Source organism: Alteribacter lacisalsi, assembly GCF_003226345.1.
Lineage (GTDB): Bacteria > Bacillota > Bacilli > Bacillales > Salisediminibacteriaceae > Alteribacter > Alteribacter lacisalsi.
In genome coordinates, this window is record NZ_PDOF01000005.1 from 51,249 (window position 1) to 67,859 (window position 16,611).

The 16,611-nt window shown below is 48.8% G+C and carries 17 protein-coding genes and 1 rRNA gene; 2 read left to right on the forward strand and 16 right to left on the reverse strand.

What is annotated here, in order from left to right:
• Nucleotides 1–21: 21 nt before the first annotated feature.
• From rsmA to metG, 5 genes are all read right to left on the reverse strand, one after another.
• Nucleotides 22–900 carry a 16S rRNA (adenine(1518)-N(6)/adenine(1519)-N(6))-dimethyltransferase RsmA gene (gene rsmA / locus CR205_RS19730; protein WP_110521873.1) on the reverse strand — a complete coding sequence of 293 codons (879 nt, stop codon included), beginning with the start codon at nt 898–900 and terminating at the stop codon, nt 22–24.
• Complete coding sequence (rnmV, locus tag CR205_RS19735) at nt 897–1,487, reverse strand: ribonuclease M5 (RefSeq protein WP_201745424.1); 591 nt, start codon at nt 1,485–1,487, stop codon at nt 897–899. The genes rsmA and rnmV overlap by 4 nt, the downstream gene beginning before the upstream one ends.
• A gap of 169 nt (nt 1,488–1,656) precedes the next feature.
• Nucleotides 1,657–3,060, reverse strand: a complete 1,404-nt coding sequence (locus CR205_RS19740; RefSeq protein ID WP_236634933.1) for a G5 and 3D domain-containing protein — start codon at nt 3,058–3,060, stop codon at nt 1,657–1,659.
• A gap of 219 nt (nt 3,061–3,279) precedes the next feature.
• Nucleotides 3,280–4,047: a TatD family hydrolase gene (locus tag CR205_RS19745; RefSeq protein ID WP_110521874.1), complete on the reverse strand. Its 768-nt coding sequence runs from the start codon at nt 4,045–4,047 to the stop codon at nt 3,280–3,282.
• A 624-nt stretch (nt 4,048–4,671) separates the two neighbouring features.
• A complete protein-coding gene (gene metG / locus CR205_RS19755; RefSeq protein ID WP_110521876.1) occupies nt 4,672–6,639 on the reverse strand; it encodes a methionine--tRNA ligase in 1,968 nt (655 codons plus the stop codon).
• A 1,088-nt stretch (nt 6,640–7,727) separates the two neighbouring features.
• Between metG and CR205_RS19760 the strand changes: the two genes are divergently transcribed.
• Entirely contained in the window at nt 7,728–8,018 is a 291-nt protein-coding gene (locus CR205_RS19760) for an AbrB/MazE/SpoVT family DNA-binding domain-containing protein (protein WP_110521877.1), read from the forward strand.
• Between the two features lie 56 nt (nt 8,019–8,074).
• Here the strand turns inward: CR205_RS19760 and rsmI are convergent, their stop codons facing one another.
• The 10 genes from rsmI to CR205_RS19810 form a co-directional block, all read right to left on the reverse strand.
• Nucleotides 8,075–8,947, reverse strand: coding sequence for a 16S rRNA (cytidine(1402)-2'-O)-methyltransferase (gene rsmI / locus CR205_RS19765; protein ID WP_110521878.1), 873 nt, complete (start codon nt 8,945–8,947; stop codon nt 8,075–8,077).
• 96 nt (nt 8,948–9,043) lie between these two features.
• A complete protein-coding gene (locus CR205_RS20825; RefSeq protein ID WP_328587739.1) occupies nt 9,044–9,250 on the reverse strand; it encodes a GIY-YIG nuclease family protein in 207 nt (68 codons plus the stop codon).
• On the reverse strand, nt 9,201–9,944 hold the full coding sequence (locus CR205_RS19775) for a tRNA1(Val) (adenine(37)-N6)-methyltransferase (RefSeq protein WP_110521879.1): 744 nt from the start codon (nt 9,942–9,944) through the stop codon (nt 9,201–9,203). The genes CR205_RS20825 and CR205_RS19775 overlap by 50 nt, the downstream gene beginning before the upstream one ends.
• 312 nt (nt 9,945–10,256) lie before the next feature.
• Nucleotides 10,257–10,613 (reverse strand): DNA replication initiation control protein YabA, encoded by a 357-nt coding sequence (yabA, locus tag CR205_RS19780; protein WP_110521880.1) that lies wholly within the window; start codon nt 10,611–10,613, stop codon nt 10,257–10,259.
• A 15-nt stretch (nt 10,614–10,628) separates the two neighbouring features.
• Nucleotides 10,629–11,456: a PSP1 domain-containing protein gene (locus tag CR205_RS19785; protein WP_110521881.1), complete on the reverse strand. Its 828-nt coding sequence runs from the start codon at nt 11,454–11,456 to the stop codon at nt 10,629–10,631.
• 1 nt (nt 11,457) lies between these two features.
• Complete coding sequence (gene holB / locus CR205_RS19790; protein WP_110521882.1) at nt 11,458–12,444, reverse strand: DNA polymerase III subunit delta'; 987 nt, start codon at nt 12,442–12,444, stop codon at nt 11,458–11,460.
• 12 nt (nt 12,445–12,456) lie between these two features.
• A complete protein-coding gene (locus CR205_RS19795) occupies nt 12,457–12,786 on the reverse strand; it encodes a cyclic-di-AMP receptor (protein WP_110521883.1) in 330 nt (109 codons plus the stop codon).
• Between the two features lie 102 nt (nt 12,787–12,888).
• Nucleotides 12,889–13,524: a dTMP kinase gene (tmk, locus tag CR205_RS19800; protein WP_110521884.1), complete on the reverse strand. Its 636-nt coding sequence runs from the start codon at nt 13,522–13,524 to the stop codon at nt 12,889–12,891.
• Nucleotides 13,525–13,539: 15 nt separating this feature from the next.
• The gene (locus CR205_RS19805) at nt 13,540–15,012 is read right to left on the reverse strand and encodes an aminotransferase class I/II-fold pyridoxal phosphate-dependent enzyme (protein WP_161524842.1); all 1,473 of its coding nucleotides are present in this window, start codon (nt 15,010–15,012) and stop codon (nt 13,540–13,542) included.
• 149 nt (nt 15,013–15,161) lie between these two features.
• Complete coding sequence (locus CR205_RS19810) at nt 15,162–15,386, reverse strand: sigma factor G inhibitor Gin (RefSeq protein WP_110521886.1); 225 nt, start codon at nt 15,384–15,386, stop codon at nt 15,162–15,164.
• Between the two features lie 296 nt (nt 15,387–15,682).
• Here CR205_RS19810 and CR205_RS19815 point away from each other — a divergent pair, with 296 nt between their 5' ends.
• The gene (locus tag CR205_RS19815; RefSeq protein WP_110521887.1) at nt 15,683–16,306 is read left to right on the forward strand and encodes a hypothetical protein; all 624 of its coding nucleotides are present in this window, start codon (nt 15,683–15,685) and stop codon (nt 16,304–16,306) included.
• 179 nt (nt 16,307–16,485) lie between these two features.
• Here the strand turns inward: CR205_RS19815 and rrf are convergent.
• Nucleotides 16,486–16,602, reverse strand: a 5S ribosomal RNA gene (rrf, locus tag CR205_RS19820).
• Nucleotides 16,603–16,611: the final 9 nt, after the last annotated feature.

Consider the following 16,611-nt stretch of genomic DNA (forward strand, 5'->3'; position numbering starts at 1 on the left):
GCGGCTGTGATTTTCCAGCTTTTATTCGCCGTATTTCGCAAAGAAGGTGTCGCTGAGAACCGCAAACTCTTCCATAGAGAGCGTTTCTCCTCTTCTTTTTGGATCAATACCGGCTTCTGCACAAAGGCTTTCCACAGAAGCTTTATTTTCTTTGGCGTCAAAATGCTGTACCAGATTGTTCAGCAGCGTTTTTCTCCGCTGACGGAATGAACCGCGGATCAGCCTGAAAAAGAATGCTTCGTCTTTGACCTTTACCGGCGGTTCCTGACGGATCCTCAGTCTGAGCACAGCGGAGTCCACATTCGGCTGGGGTACAAAAACGGTTTTAGGAACAGTCAGGACTGTTTCTGCTTCTGCGTAGTATTGACAGGCGATAGACAGTGATCCGTAATCTTTCGTTCCCGGCTTTGCTGCGATTCTTTCGGCAACCTCTTTCTGAATCATGACGACGATCGCTCTGAGCGGCAGCTTTTCCTCAAGAAGCTTCAGAAGGATCGGTGTCGTTACGTAATACGGCAAATTGGCACAGACGACCATATCTTCTTTTTCGCCGATTTCGTCCCGGATGAGCGAATGAAGGTCAGCTTCCAGCACGTCCTGATGAATGACGTTTACGTGCGGATAGGGAGAAAGGGTTTCTTTAAGAATTGGCAGCAGGCGCTGGTCAATTTCCAGCGCTGTAACGGATTTCGCCTGCTTGGCAAGCTGCTCCGTAAGCGCCCCTATACCGGGTCCGATCTCAATAGCACTCGTCTCTTTCGTTATGTCTCCTGCATCCGCAATCTTTCTCAGTATATTCGTATCGATCAGGAAGTTCTGACCGAGACTTTTCTTAAATGAAAAGCCGTGCTTTTCAAGGATTTCCTTTGTGCGTTTCGGTGTGGCAATATCTTTGTTCATAGATCCCTCTTCTTTCCGGCAGCCGGATCTGATTCCGGCCGGATTTCATTGTCCATGGCTTCGAGTGCACCGGCAAATTCCTGTCTGGAGATGCGGAATTCGATCAGTCTTCTGTGAAGCTGCTTGCCGTTTGCATACCCGATCCGGAGCAGAATCCCCAGACGCTCCCGGCTGCGCCTTGCTCCTGGTCCGGCAATCAGACCGGCACCGATCAGATCATCAACGGTAATCTGCTCTTCCGCTTCCTGACCTGCCGTGCGCACGGCTTCAAGTGCTTTTAGCAGATCCTCGTCCGATGCGTGCTCCACCCCTATTTTTCCTCTGGTGCTTCTCGCTTCATCTCTTGAGAGAAACGCGTGTTTGCAGCCGGGAACTGCCTGTTCGACCGTGCGCCTGATTTTCTCACCTGGAGCATCAGGATCGGTGAAAATAATTACGCCGCGTCTTTCAGCAGCAAGCCTGATCTTTTCAATCACCGCTTCACCCACGGCCGACCCGTTCGTTTCAATCGTATCGCATTCCGCTACACGGCGAAGTGCCTTCGTATCGTCTTTTCCTTCGACTACAATCATTTCTTTTATGTTCACAATATCGCTCCATACACTGTTTTCTCGTATATACATAGTACCCTAATTGAGAGCCCCGCACAAAGAGAAGTTAGGACCGCACCGCCTGAAAGCGCCGGACAAACGACGGACAGCAAAACAAAGAGGCTGATCGGACAAAAGCGTACCGCTTTACCCGTCAGCCATGTAATCAATTTAGAATTCGGACTTCAACCGTTTGGCTTCCGAACGAACTTGCTCCGTCCGGCATAAAAATATCAATTTTTCTTCCCTGAATAGCGCCACCTGTGTCGCCGGCCAGAAATGTCCCATGCCCGCGGATTTCGACTTTTGAGCCGAGAGGAATGATGCTCGGGTCAACAGCCACCACTTTGGCATCCGGGTTTTGATGCAGATCAATACCGGTAGCCGTAATACCGGAGCAGCCGGTACAGTTGGCGTTATAGGCTGTCGCCTCAAAGGTCTGCCAGCTTCCGGCGGAAGATTCGGAACTTCCGGATGAACCGGAGCCGCCCGATGAACCTGAACCAGATGATCCGGACGACGAAGCTGACGATCCGGAACTGCTGCTTTCGGAACTGCTGGTGCCGCCTCCGGATGACGAACTTCCGGACGAGCCGCCGGATGAACTCGAAGCGTCTGACGATCCAGAGGATTCAGAAGATCCTGAGGATCCGGATGAAGGAGAGGATCCGGACGATGCACTGCGAGAGGCAATTGTAACCGGCTCTTTAGTACCTACGGCCACAATTCGGTCCTCACTTTCTTCAACCAATTCTTCTTTTATCAGTTCACGGGAGACTTCCTCTCCGTCCTCCATGATAATTTCAAAGTGTTTTTCCAATGTGCCGTCGCTGCCGCCCTGCACAATTTCCTCTTTTCCTTCTTCAAGGGAGGAATCATTGCGCTTTACTGTGGCAAAATCAACGGTCTCTTCTACAACATCGGTGACTTTTTCTACACGGACAACGGTTATTTCCTGAGATTCGCTTATGTATTCATGAGTCTCCGGTTCTACACGGTCCAGCTTACCAAGTGTAATATCTTCCTGATTTAAAAAGTCAGCGACAGTCGTCGAAGTCGTCCAGGCGGTTTCTTCTTCACCATCCCGGTAGACAGTCAGTCCGAATGCCTTATTATGCACAACCAGCATTTCCGCTGATAATTCCCTGTTCGGCGAGGGGTGGACCAGGTCGTGTTCACTTATATCAAAACCCAGTTCATCGAATAGTTCTTCAACAGTTGCTGATGTCGTCCATACGATTTCAAATTCTCCGTCCTGAAGGATCTGTATTTCAATTGCTTCGGTAACAACAATATCGAGTTCCTCTTTTAACTCTGTCTCTGGTGCAGGTTCAATGTGATCATGTATGCCCAATTCGATGCCTTGTTCTTCCAGGACCTCTTCTACTGTAACGGCGTGCGTTGAAGCTAAAACTTCATCATCGGCTGCAAAAATCGTTACACTCGTTTTCGTAATTTCATAGAATGCAAAAACAGCTGCCACTGCCACAATAGCAAGGCCGACGCCGGATATGGCCAGTCTCTTTCCGTGCATTAAGCCGGCAAGAAACCGCTTCATCCTGTCTGCCATAGTATGAACGCCTCCTTCGATTTTCACATTTTACCCCGATCCACCTTTCCTGTCAATTCGCTCGTAAGCATCATTTCCTAGTATTATTGTCCAGCATTTGTGGTTCTGTAAAGCATTTTCATTCGACAACTCCCTGCGTCCAGGTAAAAAGGTATGTAAAAGAATAGGACTTTGCCCCAATTTCAGACAAAGTCCCTTCAGCTTCGACAACGAATTGTGTCAGTCTATGGCAAACAGACGGAGTGCATTTTTTCTTGTCTGTTCGGTAATTTTTTCATATGGCATCTCTTTCAGTTCGGCAATTTTCTCTGCCACAAGTTTTACATAAGCCGGCTCGTTCCGTTTCCCCCGGTATGGATGCGGAGCAAGAAACGGACAATCCGTTTCAACCAGTAGTCTGTCGAGAGGCACCTCTGTTGCCACTTCTTTAGGAAGCCGGGCATTTTTAAAAGTAACTGGCCCGCCGAATGATATATAAAAATTCATTTCCAGGCATTCCCTGGCCATATTAAGGTCCCCGGCAAAGCAGTGCATAATGCCGCCCACATCACCGGCGTTTTCTTCATTGAGCACTTGGACAATATCGGCATCCGCATCACGGTTGTGAATGATAATCGGCATTTTGAGCTTTCTGGCAAGACGGATCTGCTTACGGAATACTTCCTTCTGCACGTCTTTCGGTGACTTATCCCAATGATAATCGAGACCGGTTTCCCCGATGGCAACGACTTTCGGATGAGCAGCCAGTTCTTCAATCCAGTCGAGGCGCTCGTCTGTCATGTCAATGGCATCTACCGGGTGCCAGCCGACCGCAGCATACAGGAAATCATATTTCTCCACAAGTGCCATCGCCTTTCGGATCGTCTTGGTATCAAAACCGACAACGACCATCTCTGTGACCCCTGCTTCTTTAGCCCGGGCGATCACGTCTTCGCAGTCGTCTTCAAACTGATCGGCATTCAAATGCACATGGGTATCAAAAAGCATAATCATTCTCCTTTATTACTTTGCGTATCTGGTGGAGGCGTTCTTAAACATTGTTTTAAATAAGTACACCTCTTAGTCAGTAACCATCTATTATGCGCAGCTGACGCCAGCAGCGAGACTCCTGCGGCAGTGGGGGCCAGGTAAGACCCCGCAGAGCGCAGCTCGCGGAGGCTCGCCGGCACCCCCGCGGAAAGCGAGCGGATGGCGTTCAGCGGAGCTTCGCAAAACTGACGGAAGGGTATACTCATTTTGTTTTATATTACGCTGCAGGCGGATGCTTTCCGCGGGCATCGCTTCAGCCTCCTCGGCAAAAACGCCCTGCGGGGTCTTCAGCTGATGCAATTCCCGCTGGAGTCACCGCCTTACGCTCCATACTTTTTTTTATACTGTCGACAATCTACACGAATCTCTTGGTATTAACTTTGTACCATGCAGATGGATATCGTCCCTTGATTACGGACGAAGCTTCAGGCCGGCAGTGAAACTCCTGCGGCAATGGAGGCTTGCCGGCATCGCCTCGGAAAGCGAACGGACGGCATGCAGCGAAGCTTCTGTTCTATCAACTTCAGGAGTTTTACCTGTGAAATCGTCCTTCGTGCAACACGAAGGACGATGACCGGACGGTTATTTTACCTGGGATCCATTCGGAAGGGACTGATCAATGGTTGCCAGTTTCAGTTCTTTACCCTGGGAACCTGCCAGAACCATTCCCTGGGATAGTTCGCCCCGGAGTTTTACCGGCTTCAGATTCGTTACGCAGATCACCTTTTTACCCACGAGCTCTTCAGGCTTGTAGTGCTTGGCAATACCTGATACAACCTGACGCTTTTCATAGCCCAGGTCAAGCTGAAGCTTGAGAAGCTTATCGGCTTTTTTCACCGGCTCGGCCTCAATGACTTCCGCTACTCTCAATTCCACTTTGGTAAAATCATCAATCGTAATTTCTTCTGCTTCAGGTGCATTCTTCTTTTCTTCTTCCTGCTTCTTCTCTTCTTCTGTCAACACCGTGCCGCCCATGGATTCCACGATAAAGGCAACTTCGTCTTTTACTTCAAGACGCGGGAAGAGCGGGGTTCCTTTTTTAATCACCCGGCTGCCGGCTTTAAGACCGCCGAACTGGTGAAGGCTTTCCCACTCAGCGGCTTCTTCGTGCACACCGAGCTGCTCCTGAATTTTCTTCGGTGTTTCCGTCATAAATGGCTCGATCATGATTGAAACCGCCCGCAGGGATTCAGCCAGATGGTACATTACCGAACCGAGCTGTTCTTTCGCTTCTTCATCCTTTGCAAGGATCCATGGCTGTGTTTCGTCAATGTACTTGTTTGTCCGGCTGACCAGCTGCCAGATTGCTGTCAGTGCTACGGAAAACTCCATGTCATCCATTGCTGTCTCCACTTTTTCAACTGTTGCATTTACCAGTTCCACAAGGGAGGCATCATAGGAGGTGGCATCCTTTACATACGCCGGCACTTCCCCGTCAAAGTACTTGTTGATCATGGCGACGGTCCGGTTCAGCAGGTTTCCAAGGTCGTTGGCCAGATCGTAATTGACCCGCTCAACGAATCCTTCAGGTGTGAACACACCGTCAGAGCCGAACGGCACTTCACGGAGAAGGTAGTACCGGAGCGCATCAAGACCGTAACGGTCAATCAGCGGAACCGGATCAACAACGTTGCCTTTCGATTTGGACATTTTTCCGTCCTTCATGAGAAGCCAGCCGTGGCCAAAGATCTTTTTCGGAAGGGGTAGATCAAGCGCCATCAGCATAATCGGCCAGTAAATGGTATGGAAACGGACGATTTCCTTACCAACAAGGTGAACGTCAGCCGGCCAGTGTTTCTCATAAAGTGACGCGTCTTCGCTTCCGTAACCGAGAGATGTGATATAGTTCGACAGCGCGTCGATCCATACATAAACCACGTGTTCAGGATTGTTGTTGACTTTGACACCCCAGTCAAAGGAGGTCCGTGACACAGCAAGATCCTCGAGGCCCGGCTTGATAAAGTTATTGATCATTTCCTTTTTGCGGGACTCGGGCTGAATGAAGTCCGGGTTTTCCTCGTAATGCTTAAGCAGCCGGTCAGCATACTTGCTCATTCTGAAGAAATATGATTCCTCACGAACCTTTTCCACCGGACGTCCGCAGTCGGGACAGTTCCCGTCCTCAGCCTGACGCTCGGTAAAGAAAGATTCACATGGCGTACAGTAAAGCCCTTCGTATTCATCCAGATAAATATCACCCTGCTCAAGAAACTGATCAAAGATTTTCTGAACTACTTTTTTATGGCGGGTTTCGGTTGTACGGATAAAATCATCGTACGAAATATCAAGTTTGCTCCAGAGACTCTTGATGTTTGCCGCTGCTTCATCGACAAGCTCCTCCGGGGTCACGCCCTGTTCCTCTGCCCGGCGCTGGATTTTCTGACCGTGTTCATCGGTACCGGTCAGGTAGCGCACGTCAAACCCTCTTGCTCTTTTGTAGCGGGCCATCGCATCGCCGGCTACCGTTGTGTAGGCATGGCCGATATGCAGTTTTCCGCTAGGATAGTAAATTGGCGTAGTAATGTAAAACGTTTTGTCTCCTTTTGTCATGAGAAGGTCCTCCTTTATTTTCGGACCGGATCTGTGTCCGGCCTGATTCTTTCTTCTGTGATCAGTGTGGAGGCGGGAAGTCCTTCAGTCCATACAAAAAAGCCCCCGCCCCTGATAAGAGGGACGAGAGCTGTATACTCACGCGGTACCACCCACATTTCCCCGTCTTTCACAAGTACAGGGCTCGGTAAGTTAGAGTCCCGCCGCAGGACTTTAACTTCTGCCTGTTAACGCCGGCTTGCGTCACTCCCTTATGCTTTAAGCACTCGGAAGCAGATCTCCTCCCCGGACCATATTCGAAAGTTCGCACCGTGCCGGCTTTCACCTCTCCCGGCTCTCTGGTAACGGTCGGTATCTTTCTACTCATCCGTTCATCGGAAAAAATGTTCTTTTTTATCACCGTAATTCTACTTCAAAATATACCGAACGGCCTCTTCACTGTCAAGAATCTGCCTTCCCCGAAAAACCGTTCCTCTTTCAGAAGTATGATCCGATTGCTTTCTGATTAAACAGCCAGTAAAAATAAATTGTTGAAAAAATTTGAAAAGATAACTTGTATATGTTAAATGAAGGTGTCATTTTTCCCCAATAGGGGTAAAGATACACCACAGGTCCGGAAGGGAAGACAGTAACGGCAGTCCAATGCCCCCGGGTTTACGATCTGAACAGATTGAGAGGTGGTTTGCTTTCCTGCTAAAAGATGTCGAACTGTCCCCACTGCACATGAAAACCGGTCCGGAAAACTGTCATTTACCCGGAAAAATTCCAAATGCCGTAAATAACCGACAATAACAGGAAGGCTGTGTCGAATTAGTATAGTGGAAAAATAGGAATATGAGTTTCATTTTTTCAAATATCGTGTTTTCTGTTCGATTGATAAAATGACACACGAATGTAATATTGCGGATAAACGCTGTTGTGTCAGGGTTTATAAGGAAAGAAAAGTTGTTAAACTTTGAAATTAAACGTTTTCTTATTGACTTCTTTTGGAAGAGTTGGTATTCTAAGTTTGAAAGATTTTGTCGAACACTGACTATTTCATTGTCAACAATAACACGAATTTTTCTTTTATGGGAGGAGAATGATTCATGAAATCAACAGGTATTGTAAGAAAGGTCGACGAACTTGGACGCGTAGTTATTCCAATCGAGCTTCGCAGAACGCTCGATATTGCAGAAAAGGATGCTCTTGAGATTTATGTGGACGATGACCGCATCGTGCTTAAGAAGTACAAGCCGAACATGACTTGCCAGCTTACAGGAGAGGTGTCTGATGACAACCTTTCACTTGCAGGCGGCAAAATCATCCTGAGCCCTCAAGGTGCGCAGGAGATCATCAGCGATCTGCAGAAATATCTCGAAAAAGCGGAATCCAAATAAGTCAGACGTAATGATATTGAAAAGCCTGAACCCCGCTTGGGATTCAGGCTTCTTTTTTATGTGTGGAAAGCTTTATAAACGTCACGTTTATTTTCATTCCGGTCATTTGCCACTGCCTTAACCGCATCTTTTGACGACATCCCCTTATCAATATATACCTTTACGTGATCAGCGGTAGCAAGACCTTCCCACCACTGCTCTTCCTCATTACTTTCTTCACCGGTCCGGCCTTCTACCAGGATGACCATTTCCCCTTTTAATGGAGCAGATTCGCAGTGCTTCTGAAGCTCTTCCAATGTTCCTCTCAGGAACTCCTCGTGTTTTTTTGTCAATTCCCTGCACAGAACTGCATTCCGGTTACCAAGCACCTCACGCATGTCCCCAAGCGTTGCGGCTACGCGGTGCGGAGACTCATAAAACAGAAGTGTTTCCCGGCTGCTGCGCCATTGTTCCAGTTGTTCGTGTTTAATTTTCTTCTTCCTGTTCAAAAATCCGACAAAAGCAAACATATCTGTCGGCAATCCGGAAGCAATCAGAGCAGTCAGTGCTGCGTTTGCACCAGGCAGAGGAACCACCTTTAACTTTTCCTCGACGCATCGCTTCACCAGATCCTGACCGGGATCAGAGATAGCCGGCATCCCTGCATCAGAGACAAGGGCTACCGTTTCTCCGTTAAGCAGCCGCTCAATAAGCTGATCTTCCCGATTCTGTCTGCTGTGTTCGTGATAGCTCACGAGCGGTGTCGCAATGTCAAAAACGTGACACAGTTTCATTGTGTTTCGTGTATCTTCTGCGGCAATAACATCAGCCTCTTTGAGCACTTTTACTGCCCGGTACGTCATATCCTCCAGATTTCCGATTGGCGTGGGCACGAGATAAAGAATGCCTGACGATTCGCCGTCATCCTTAAAGCTTTTCTGAACATACATACTAACTGCCTCCATACTCTCTGATCAGTACCTGTTTCTGCTGTCTGGTCAGCTGTTTAATCCGGGTATTCTTCCTTCATGGCTTCACATTTCTAATCAAAGCGGATGGTATAGACCACAGTAAACGGTCCCCTCCCGCGCGTATACCTTGGCTCCGGTTCCCAGTCCGTGTGCCTTCACTCTTTTATCAAGGTTATTCGTATACCCCGTATAATACGTCTTGTCCCTGCATTCAAGTATATATACACAATGCTCACCAGGTTTCATACAATTCCCTGAATTCCCCGGTATACCGCCCGTCATCACCGTAAACTACGATCGGCGGCAGAGTGGTTACGCCCGGTCTTCCTCTTTTAAGGCTTTCCACGAGTACCATATTCGCTTCTTTTCCCGATTTTGGATGAACAAACTGCATCCGCTTCGGCTCAAGCTGGTACTTTCGAAGCGCAGTCAGAATATCCGCCAGCCGCTCTGGCCGGTGAACGAGTGCGAAACGTCCCCGGTCTTTGACGAGACGGGAAGCGACTCTGGCTACGTCATCAAACGTACAGGCAATTTCATGTCTGGCCACGTTAATGCGGTCATTTTCACTTATGTCCCTCTTGTTCTGGGAAACGGGAAAATAAGGCGGGTTGCATGTAACCACATCATAGCGTCCCCAGGCCACTTCGCTGTCCAGTTCGTTAATATTTTGATGGATCACCTTGATCCGGTCATTCAGGCTGTTGTTGTCAACATTTCGGCGGGCCAGTTCTGCCAGGGGCTCCTGAATTTCCACGGCCTCTATGAAAGCATTTGTTCTGAGTGTAAGCATGAGGGGTACAGCACCGTTGCCGGCACACAGATCAATCATCCTTCCTCGTTTCTTTGGAACACTTGCAAAGGTTGCAAGGAGTACCGCATCGGTTGAAAAAACGAACACGTCTTTTCGCTGAATAATCGGCATGTCTGTTCCCGGCAGATGGTCCACACGCTCTGGTGATTGGGAATCTTTCATTGTTCTGCTCCTTTTTCCTACCGGCACATGGCCGGTTCTTCTTCTTTTTAAAAGGGCTTTCTTTTTTTTCGCTGCAGGCGGACGCTTTCCGCGGGCATCGCTTCAGCCTCCACGGGAAGATTCCTGCTTCTTCCTCTGCCAGCAAGTCCTTCGAAGCGGTGTGCGTCGAAGCATCTCGCAGCTTATTCAAGAAGCATACGCTCGTCGCTGGAGTCGCCACCTTCCGCTCCATTGTCATTAGAAACAATCTAATCAAAAACCGCTTTGAAAAAAAAGTCTTTCCGGACCTGGGTCAGGAAAGACTGAATACGATTATTTTTTATTCAGAAACGACAGGCAGAACAGGCAGTCGCCTTCTTTACGGATACTTCCGTAATGGAGATTGCAGATATGAAAGCCTTCCTGATACAGTCTGGCCAGGTTGTCATACCCTTCTCCGAATTCAGAACGTTTTTCCTGCTTCGGGCTTGCTTTCTCCCGCTGCTGCTCCTTCTTCTGCATGTTTTTATGATCCATCCGCTTGCGCAAATGCTCATTTTCAATGGCGAGGTGATGGTTCTCCTCGAGCAAAAGAGCGAGCTGTTCCTTCAGTTCACCCAGCTCGTGATGGAGACCGCCGATGCGCTCTTCCATCTGGCTCACGCGTGCGAAAATTTCTTTTTTGTTCACGATCCCCACACCTCATTAATTCGTGGTTTGGCTGGCGATTGCCCCTTCTTGCATGAGTTCATCCAGAGTATATTCCACCACACGCTGCGCCTCAAACAGTTCCACCTGCACGAGACGTTCAAGCATGTTCAAACCGACTACTTTCCCTTTTCCATAGCTTGTTTTAATATGCTGGTTTATATCCGGAAGTTCTTTCTTTGCACTTTCATACATATCGTTCTCGTACTTCAGACAGCACATGAGACGTCCGCACAGCCCGGATATTTTCGTCGGGTTAAGAGAGAGATTCTGATCCTTTGCCATCTTGATGGACACCGGTTCAAAATCACCGAGAAACGTTGAACAGCAGAGCATCCGGCCGCATGGGCCGACACCTCCGAGCATCTTCGCTTCATCTCTTACACCGATTTGCCTGAGCTCAATCCGGGTTCTGAAAACAGAAGCAAGATCTTTTACAAGCTCTCTGAAATCAATCCGGCCGTCAGCTGTGAAGTAAAAGAGAATTTTATTCCGGTCGAACGTATATTCCACGTCCACCAGCTTCATTTCAAGCTTATGAGTCTGGATTTTCTTAAGGCATACGTCAAATGCTTTTGCTGCTTCGTCACGGTTTTCCTGAACAACGAGCTTGTCCTTTTCCGTGGCGCGGCGAAGTACATTCTTAAGAGGAAGCACGACGTCCTTTTCACTGACTTCCTTAGCAGCAATGACGACTTTGCCGAACTCCACGCCCCTTGCCGTTTCCACAATCACATAATCGTCCTGTGTAATATCTATGTCTCCGGGTGAAAAGTAATAGATTTTCCCCGCTTTCTTAAATCGAACACCTACAACCTGATGCACGTTATCCCTCCTGTAACCGAAGGAGCAGCTGCTCCATGACCAGCTGAGGACTGGTATTCGCTTCAAGACGCCGTTTCGCATTAAGAATTGCGGTTAAATTGTGTCCCAATTTTGTCTGAGAGGTTTTTAATGCCTCATCCCGCAAGCGTTCTTCCTGGTCAAAAAAGACGAGTTCATCCTGCTGATCCAGCTGTGTGCGAATGACGTCCCGATACCAAATCATTAAAAGATCGAGACCGGTCTGTATCTCATTCTTTTCTTTAAAAAAGCCCAGCCAGCCATCCTGAAGCATTAAAAATGCGTACCTTGGACGCTTAAATACTTCATCTGTCAATTGTATCACTTTGGTTCTTGCCTGTGCAATCCAATTGTCAGAACACAGGGTTTTTGCCTCTTCAATGTCGGATGTAAGCTGTGCGGCAACCCTGGCCTGAACTTCCGGCACTTCTTCTTTCACCATCTGCCTGACAAGCCTGTCAGGCGAAAGGGGGGCAAAGGAAAGAACCTGCGATCTGGAGACGATCGTTTTCAAAATACGGTGGTACTGTGAGGTCATCAGAACCGCCAGGGCTTCCCCGTCCGGCTCCTCCAGAAACTTAAGAATACTGTTAGCAGCACTGGCAGACATTTTTTCCGCCTCTGATACGAGATAGACCTTCTTTTTGGACTCCATACCACGGAAACTGAATTCTTTTTTCAGATGACGGATCTGATCCACTTTAATTGTTTGACCGTCGGGACGGATGGTGTGAACATCCGGATGATTACCGGAAAGGATCCGTCTGCAGTCTCCACATTCCCCACACGGCTCTCCTTCTGATGAGTGCCGGCAGAAAAAAGCCCGGGCGAGCTGAACAGCTGTCTGCTGCTTCCCCGTTCCTCTTCCCCCCTCAAAAAGGTAGGCGTGTGCGAGGCGGTTCTTTTTCAGGCTGTTTGTAAGCATTTTAACCACTGTCGGCTGTGTCGCTGCGAGCTGTTCCCAATTCATGTCCGGCCTCCGCTAAAACTTTTCAAATTCTTCTACTGGCAGTACAAATACCGTTGCGCCTCCGACCTGAACCTCCACTGGATAGGGCACATAGGAATCGGCATTGCCGCCCATTGGTGAAATTGGTGCGACGAGCTGTTCACGGGATTTGCAGTTATCTTTAATGATTGACAGAACGTCCTGTACGTTTTCGTTTTCTGTTCCGATCATAAAAGTTGTATTACCGGCTTTTAAAAAGCCTCCGGTGCTGGCAAGCTTCGTTGCCTGGTACTTGTGATCCACAAGAGCATCTGACAGGCGATTGCTGTCTTTGTCCTGGACGACGGCCACAATCAGTTTCATTTCGCGTTCCTCCCTGCACACCTTTTTACATATCAGGTGCTTTCGTTCTTATAGTTTATTATAACAGCTGTGAAAATGTTCTGTCTCTGATTGCCTGCCCTGTCAGTCTGTACCGGCAAGGAATGCGCGGATCATGTTTCCTGCTTCTTTTTCTACTTCTTCCTGCGTTTTTCCTGCATCAATCGTGCGGATTCGTTCAGGTTCACCGGCTGCAAGTGCCAGATAAGCCTCCCGGACTCTGTTATGAAAGGATAAGTCCTCCTGATCGAGGCGGTTTATTTCCCGTCCTTTGTTTCCGCCGATCCTTGCAAGCCCTGTTTCAGGCTCCACATCGAAATAAACCGTCAGATCCGGCATCAGTCCGGCTGTGGCAAACAGATTCATGCTTCTCACTTCGTCCACTCCGATCCCCCGTGCAACTCCCTGATACACAAGACTGCTGTCGATAAACCTGTCACACAGAACAACCGATCCCTCTTCAAGCGCCGGGATCACTTTTTCGATCAGGTGCTGACGCCGGGCTGCTGCGTAAAGCAGCGCCTCCGTCCGGTTATCCATCTCTGTATGGGCAGTATCAAGTATGACCTCTCTTATCTTTTCAGCAATGACACTGCCTCCAGGCTCACGTGTTGTAAAAACCCGGTGTCCTGCCTCTTCCAGCTGCTTTTGAATTGCGCGCAGAGCAGTGGTTTTCCCTGCTCCTTCGCCGCCTTCAAACGTAATAAAACGTCCTTTCATATGTAAAACCCCTTATCAAATATCCTTATTTTCTCCTCTGCCCGGGTAAACAGACAGACCCTCTGTAATAAATCCGCGTCCGCTCTGAAAAGAAACCCCCTTGCTGACCAGTTCCTTTAGCTCCTCCACTTGTTCGTATGAAATCGTCTCTCCTTTTAAGATGAAAGGAATCCCCGGAGGATAGGGAACCACATCTTCCGCTGCGATGAGCCCGGCAGCTTCGATGAAGGGAACCTTCTGTGGCACCTGTCTGTCCATTTCACGGTATGACAAGGCTAGCGGGGTGATCCGGCGCTTTTCGGAATTGAATTTCCGTCCATGCACGGTGTGCGGGTCTGGAGAGACTGCATAGGGACTGCACGCCCGCTGCACGGCTGCAGCTGCGGCCTCATATTCCGGCTCTGACACGGTAAACGGCAAGGTAAACAGCACGTGTCTGTGGCCCGCAAGTTCCGCGATAATCCCTTCCTCTGCGAATGCCTTCTGAAGTTCCCGGCCGGAAGCCCGGCAGCGGCTTTCAATCACAACCTTTAAAGGATCCTGTACAAAGCCGTTTATTTTTTCAGAAGCCGTACAGATTTGAGGAATGCGGTTCAGACGATCCCTGAATTGCCGGCTCCACTCGGCCATCTGTTCACCCTGGGTTTCTGTATAGGCCGCAAGGTATGCCCGGGCAGCATCAAGAGAGGCCATAAGCGGATACGACGGGCTGCTTGACTGAAGCATTCTGAGATATTTTTTTATTCTGTTTCTATTTACTCGATTTCCCTGGACATGCAGCCAGGAGCTCATCGTCATTGCCGGCAGCATTTTATGGGCGGACTGCACGACTGCATCTGCCCCTGCACGAAGGGCTGAGGCAGGCCATCTGTCCTGATTGAAAATCAGGTGCGGGCCGTGGGCCTCATCCACGAGGACACACATGCCTGCTTCATGGGCAAAATGCACATGCCCGGTCAAATCCTGGCCGTAGCCCTCGTAGGAGACTGATGTCAAAAGAAGTGCTTTGGCTTCGGGCCAGGCTGACACCGCTTCACGGACTGTCGCTTCCGATACTCCGTACGTGATTCCCGTTTTGCTGTCTCTTTCAGGCTCCAGAAATACAGGGGAAGCCCCTGCCATTTCAAGACCGTGCAGCACGGACTGATGACTGCTTCGCTGGACGAGAACACGGTCCCCTTCATTCAGCGTTCCCAGAATCATAGCCAGGTTTCCTGCTGTTGAGCCGCCTACGAGAAAAAGGGTTTCCGCAGCACGGAAAAGAAGTGCAGCCAGGATCTCTGCTTCCAGGATGATCCCTTCCGGCTGATGAAGATCGTCCATCCCTTCAATCTCTGTCACATCCAAAGTCAGAATGTCTTTAAAAAACACCTCAGCATCCTTATGAAAAACCTGGCCGTTTTTATGCCCCGGCACGTGCATGGAGACCCTTTTTAATTCAGCGTGCCTTTTCAAGGCCTCCAGCAACGGCATTCTTGTCTGATCCATTTCAATTCTCCCTTTAAATCCTGCTTCGTCCATTATACTAAAATCACCAACAAAAGAAATGCCACACAAAAAAACAGATCACCTGCTGGCAGTGGGAGCCGGTGACCTGTTTTTTATCCGCTGCTATTCAATTCCTGTACACCAGCCTTTTAATGAATCCGCCGTTTGTTTTGAAACAATGAATCTCTGACTTTACGAAGCTTATATAAATACTCTTTATAGGCCTCGTCATTCGTATCCGATGTCACGAGTTCATGTTCACAGGACTCACAAATGAAGTAGTTTACTACATGAATGCCGTGACCTTTTTCCTGCTTGCAGATCAGACATTCCTGCAGGTCCTTTTTTTGTTCCGATGCCAACATTCCTTTCATAGCTTCTCCACCTCCATTCTCAGTATGGACGGGAAAAGACAGAATTATTCGGATTTCACGTAAAAATCCACCCGTGTTTCACTATATGCAGGCGGATTCGTCCCTGTGCCCAGAGGTTTCTCTACTTGCAAAAAGAAAATGGCCGTACCCTCACCTGATGGTGTACAGGACTATTTGTCCTGCAGGAGGGTATAGTGAGATATTGAAGACAAAGTTCGTGGAAATCGCGGTGAAAAAGGAGCCATTGCCTCTCCTGCTAACTTGTTTAATTACGCAGATGCGGAAAGGAAAAAGCTATGAAACTATTTCTTGCAGTATGGGTACTTCTAATTCTATATACTGTCTTTTTGGCTCCAGGAGAACCCTTTGGCAGTGATCCTGTTGCCCAGTCGCTCATAAGGGGACAGTTTGAAGAGGTTGATCCGCTGATTACAGCGGTTTTCAGCATGCTCGGGCTTTATCCGCTTATCTTTATAATTCTGCTCGTGTCCAAGGACCGTCACAAGGTCCCTGCATGGCCATTTGCTGTACTTTCATTTGGTCTTGGAGCATTCACCATTCTCCCCTGGCTGGCGTTTCGTGGACGAGTAGGAAAACCTTTCCCCCGTGGGCCTGAATGGCTTCACCGCCTGCTTCTGTCACCTTTTTTCCTGTTGATTCTTCTTTTCATCGGAGCAGGTATCTGGGCAACAGCAGTCTCTGGCTCTCTTGCAGCCTACAGCGAAGGCTATTTCTCGTCCCATCTCGTTAGTACAATGACAGTCGATTTTATCGTTGTTCTATGGATTACCTGGTATCTGGCACGCTATGAGTGGCAGCTTCGTCATGCCTGGCTCGCCTTTATTCCAGCTGTAGGAATTCTGATGCTCCTACTGTTTAGGAAGAGACTCAAAGCTGATGGGACGGAGGTGAGAGGCTGAATGTGTATTTTTTATCCTTGGGGAATCGACCTCGAACTCTGGGAAATCAACCTTATTCCAGTCAGTATCGACGGTTTGTTGACAAATACCCACACACGCACGACCCTGCCGGCCCTTTCAGACGCTGTCTCTTTGCACAAACAAAAAACCCACCCGCATATGCGAGTGAGCTTTTGTGTGCCCAGCGACGTCCTACTCTCACAGGGGGAGAGCCCCCAACTACCATCGGCGCTGGAGAGCTTAACTTCCGTGTTCGGCATGGGAACGGGTGTGACCTCTCCGCTTTCGTCACTAGACAAGTTTGA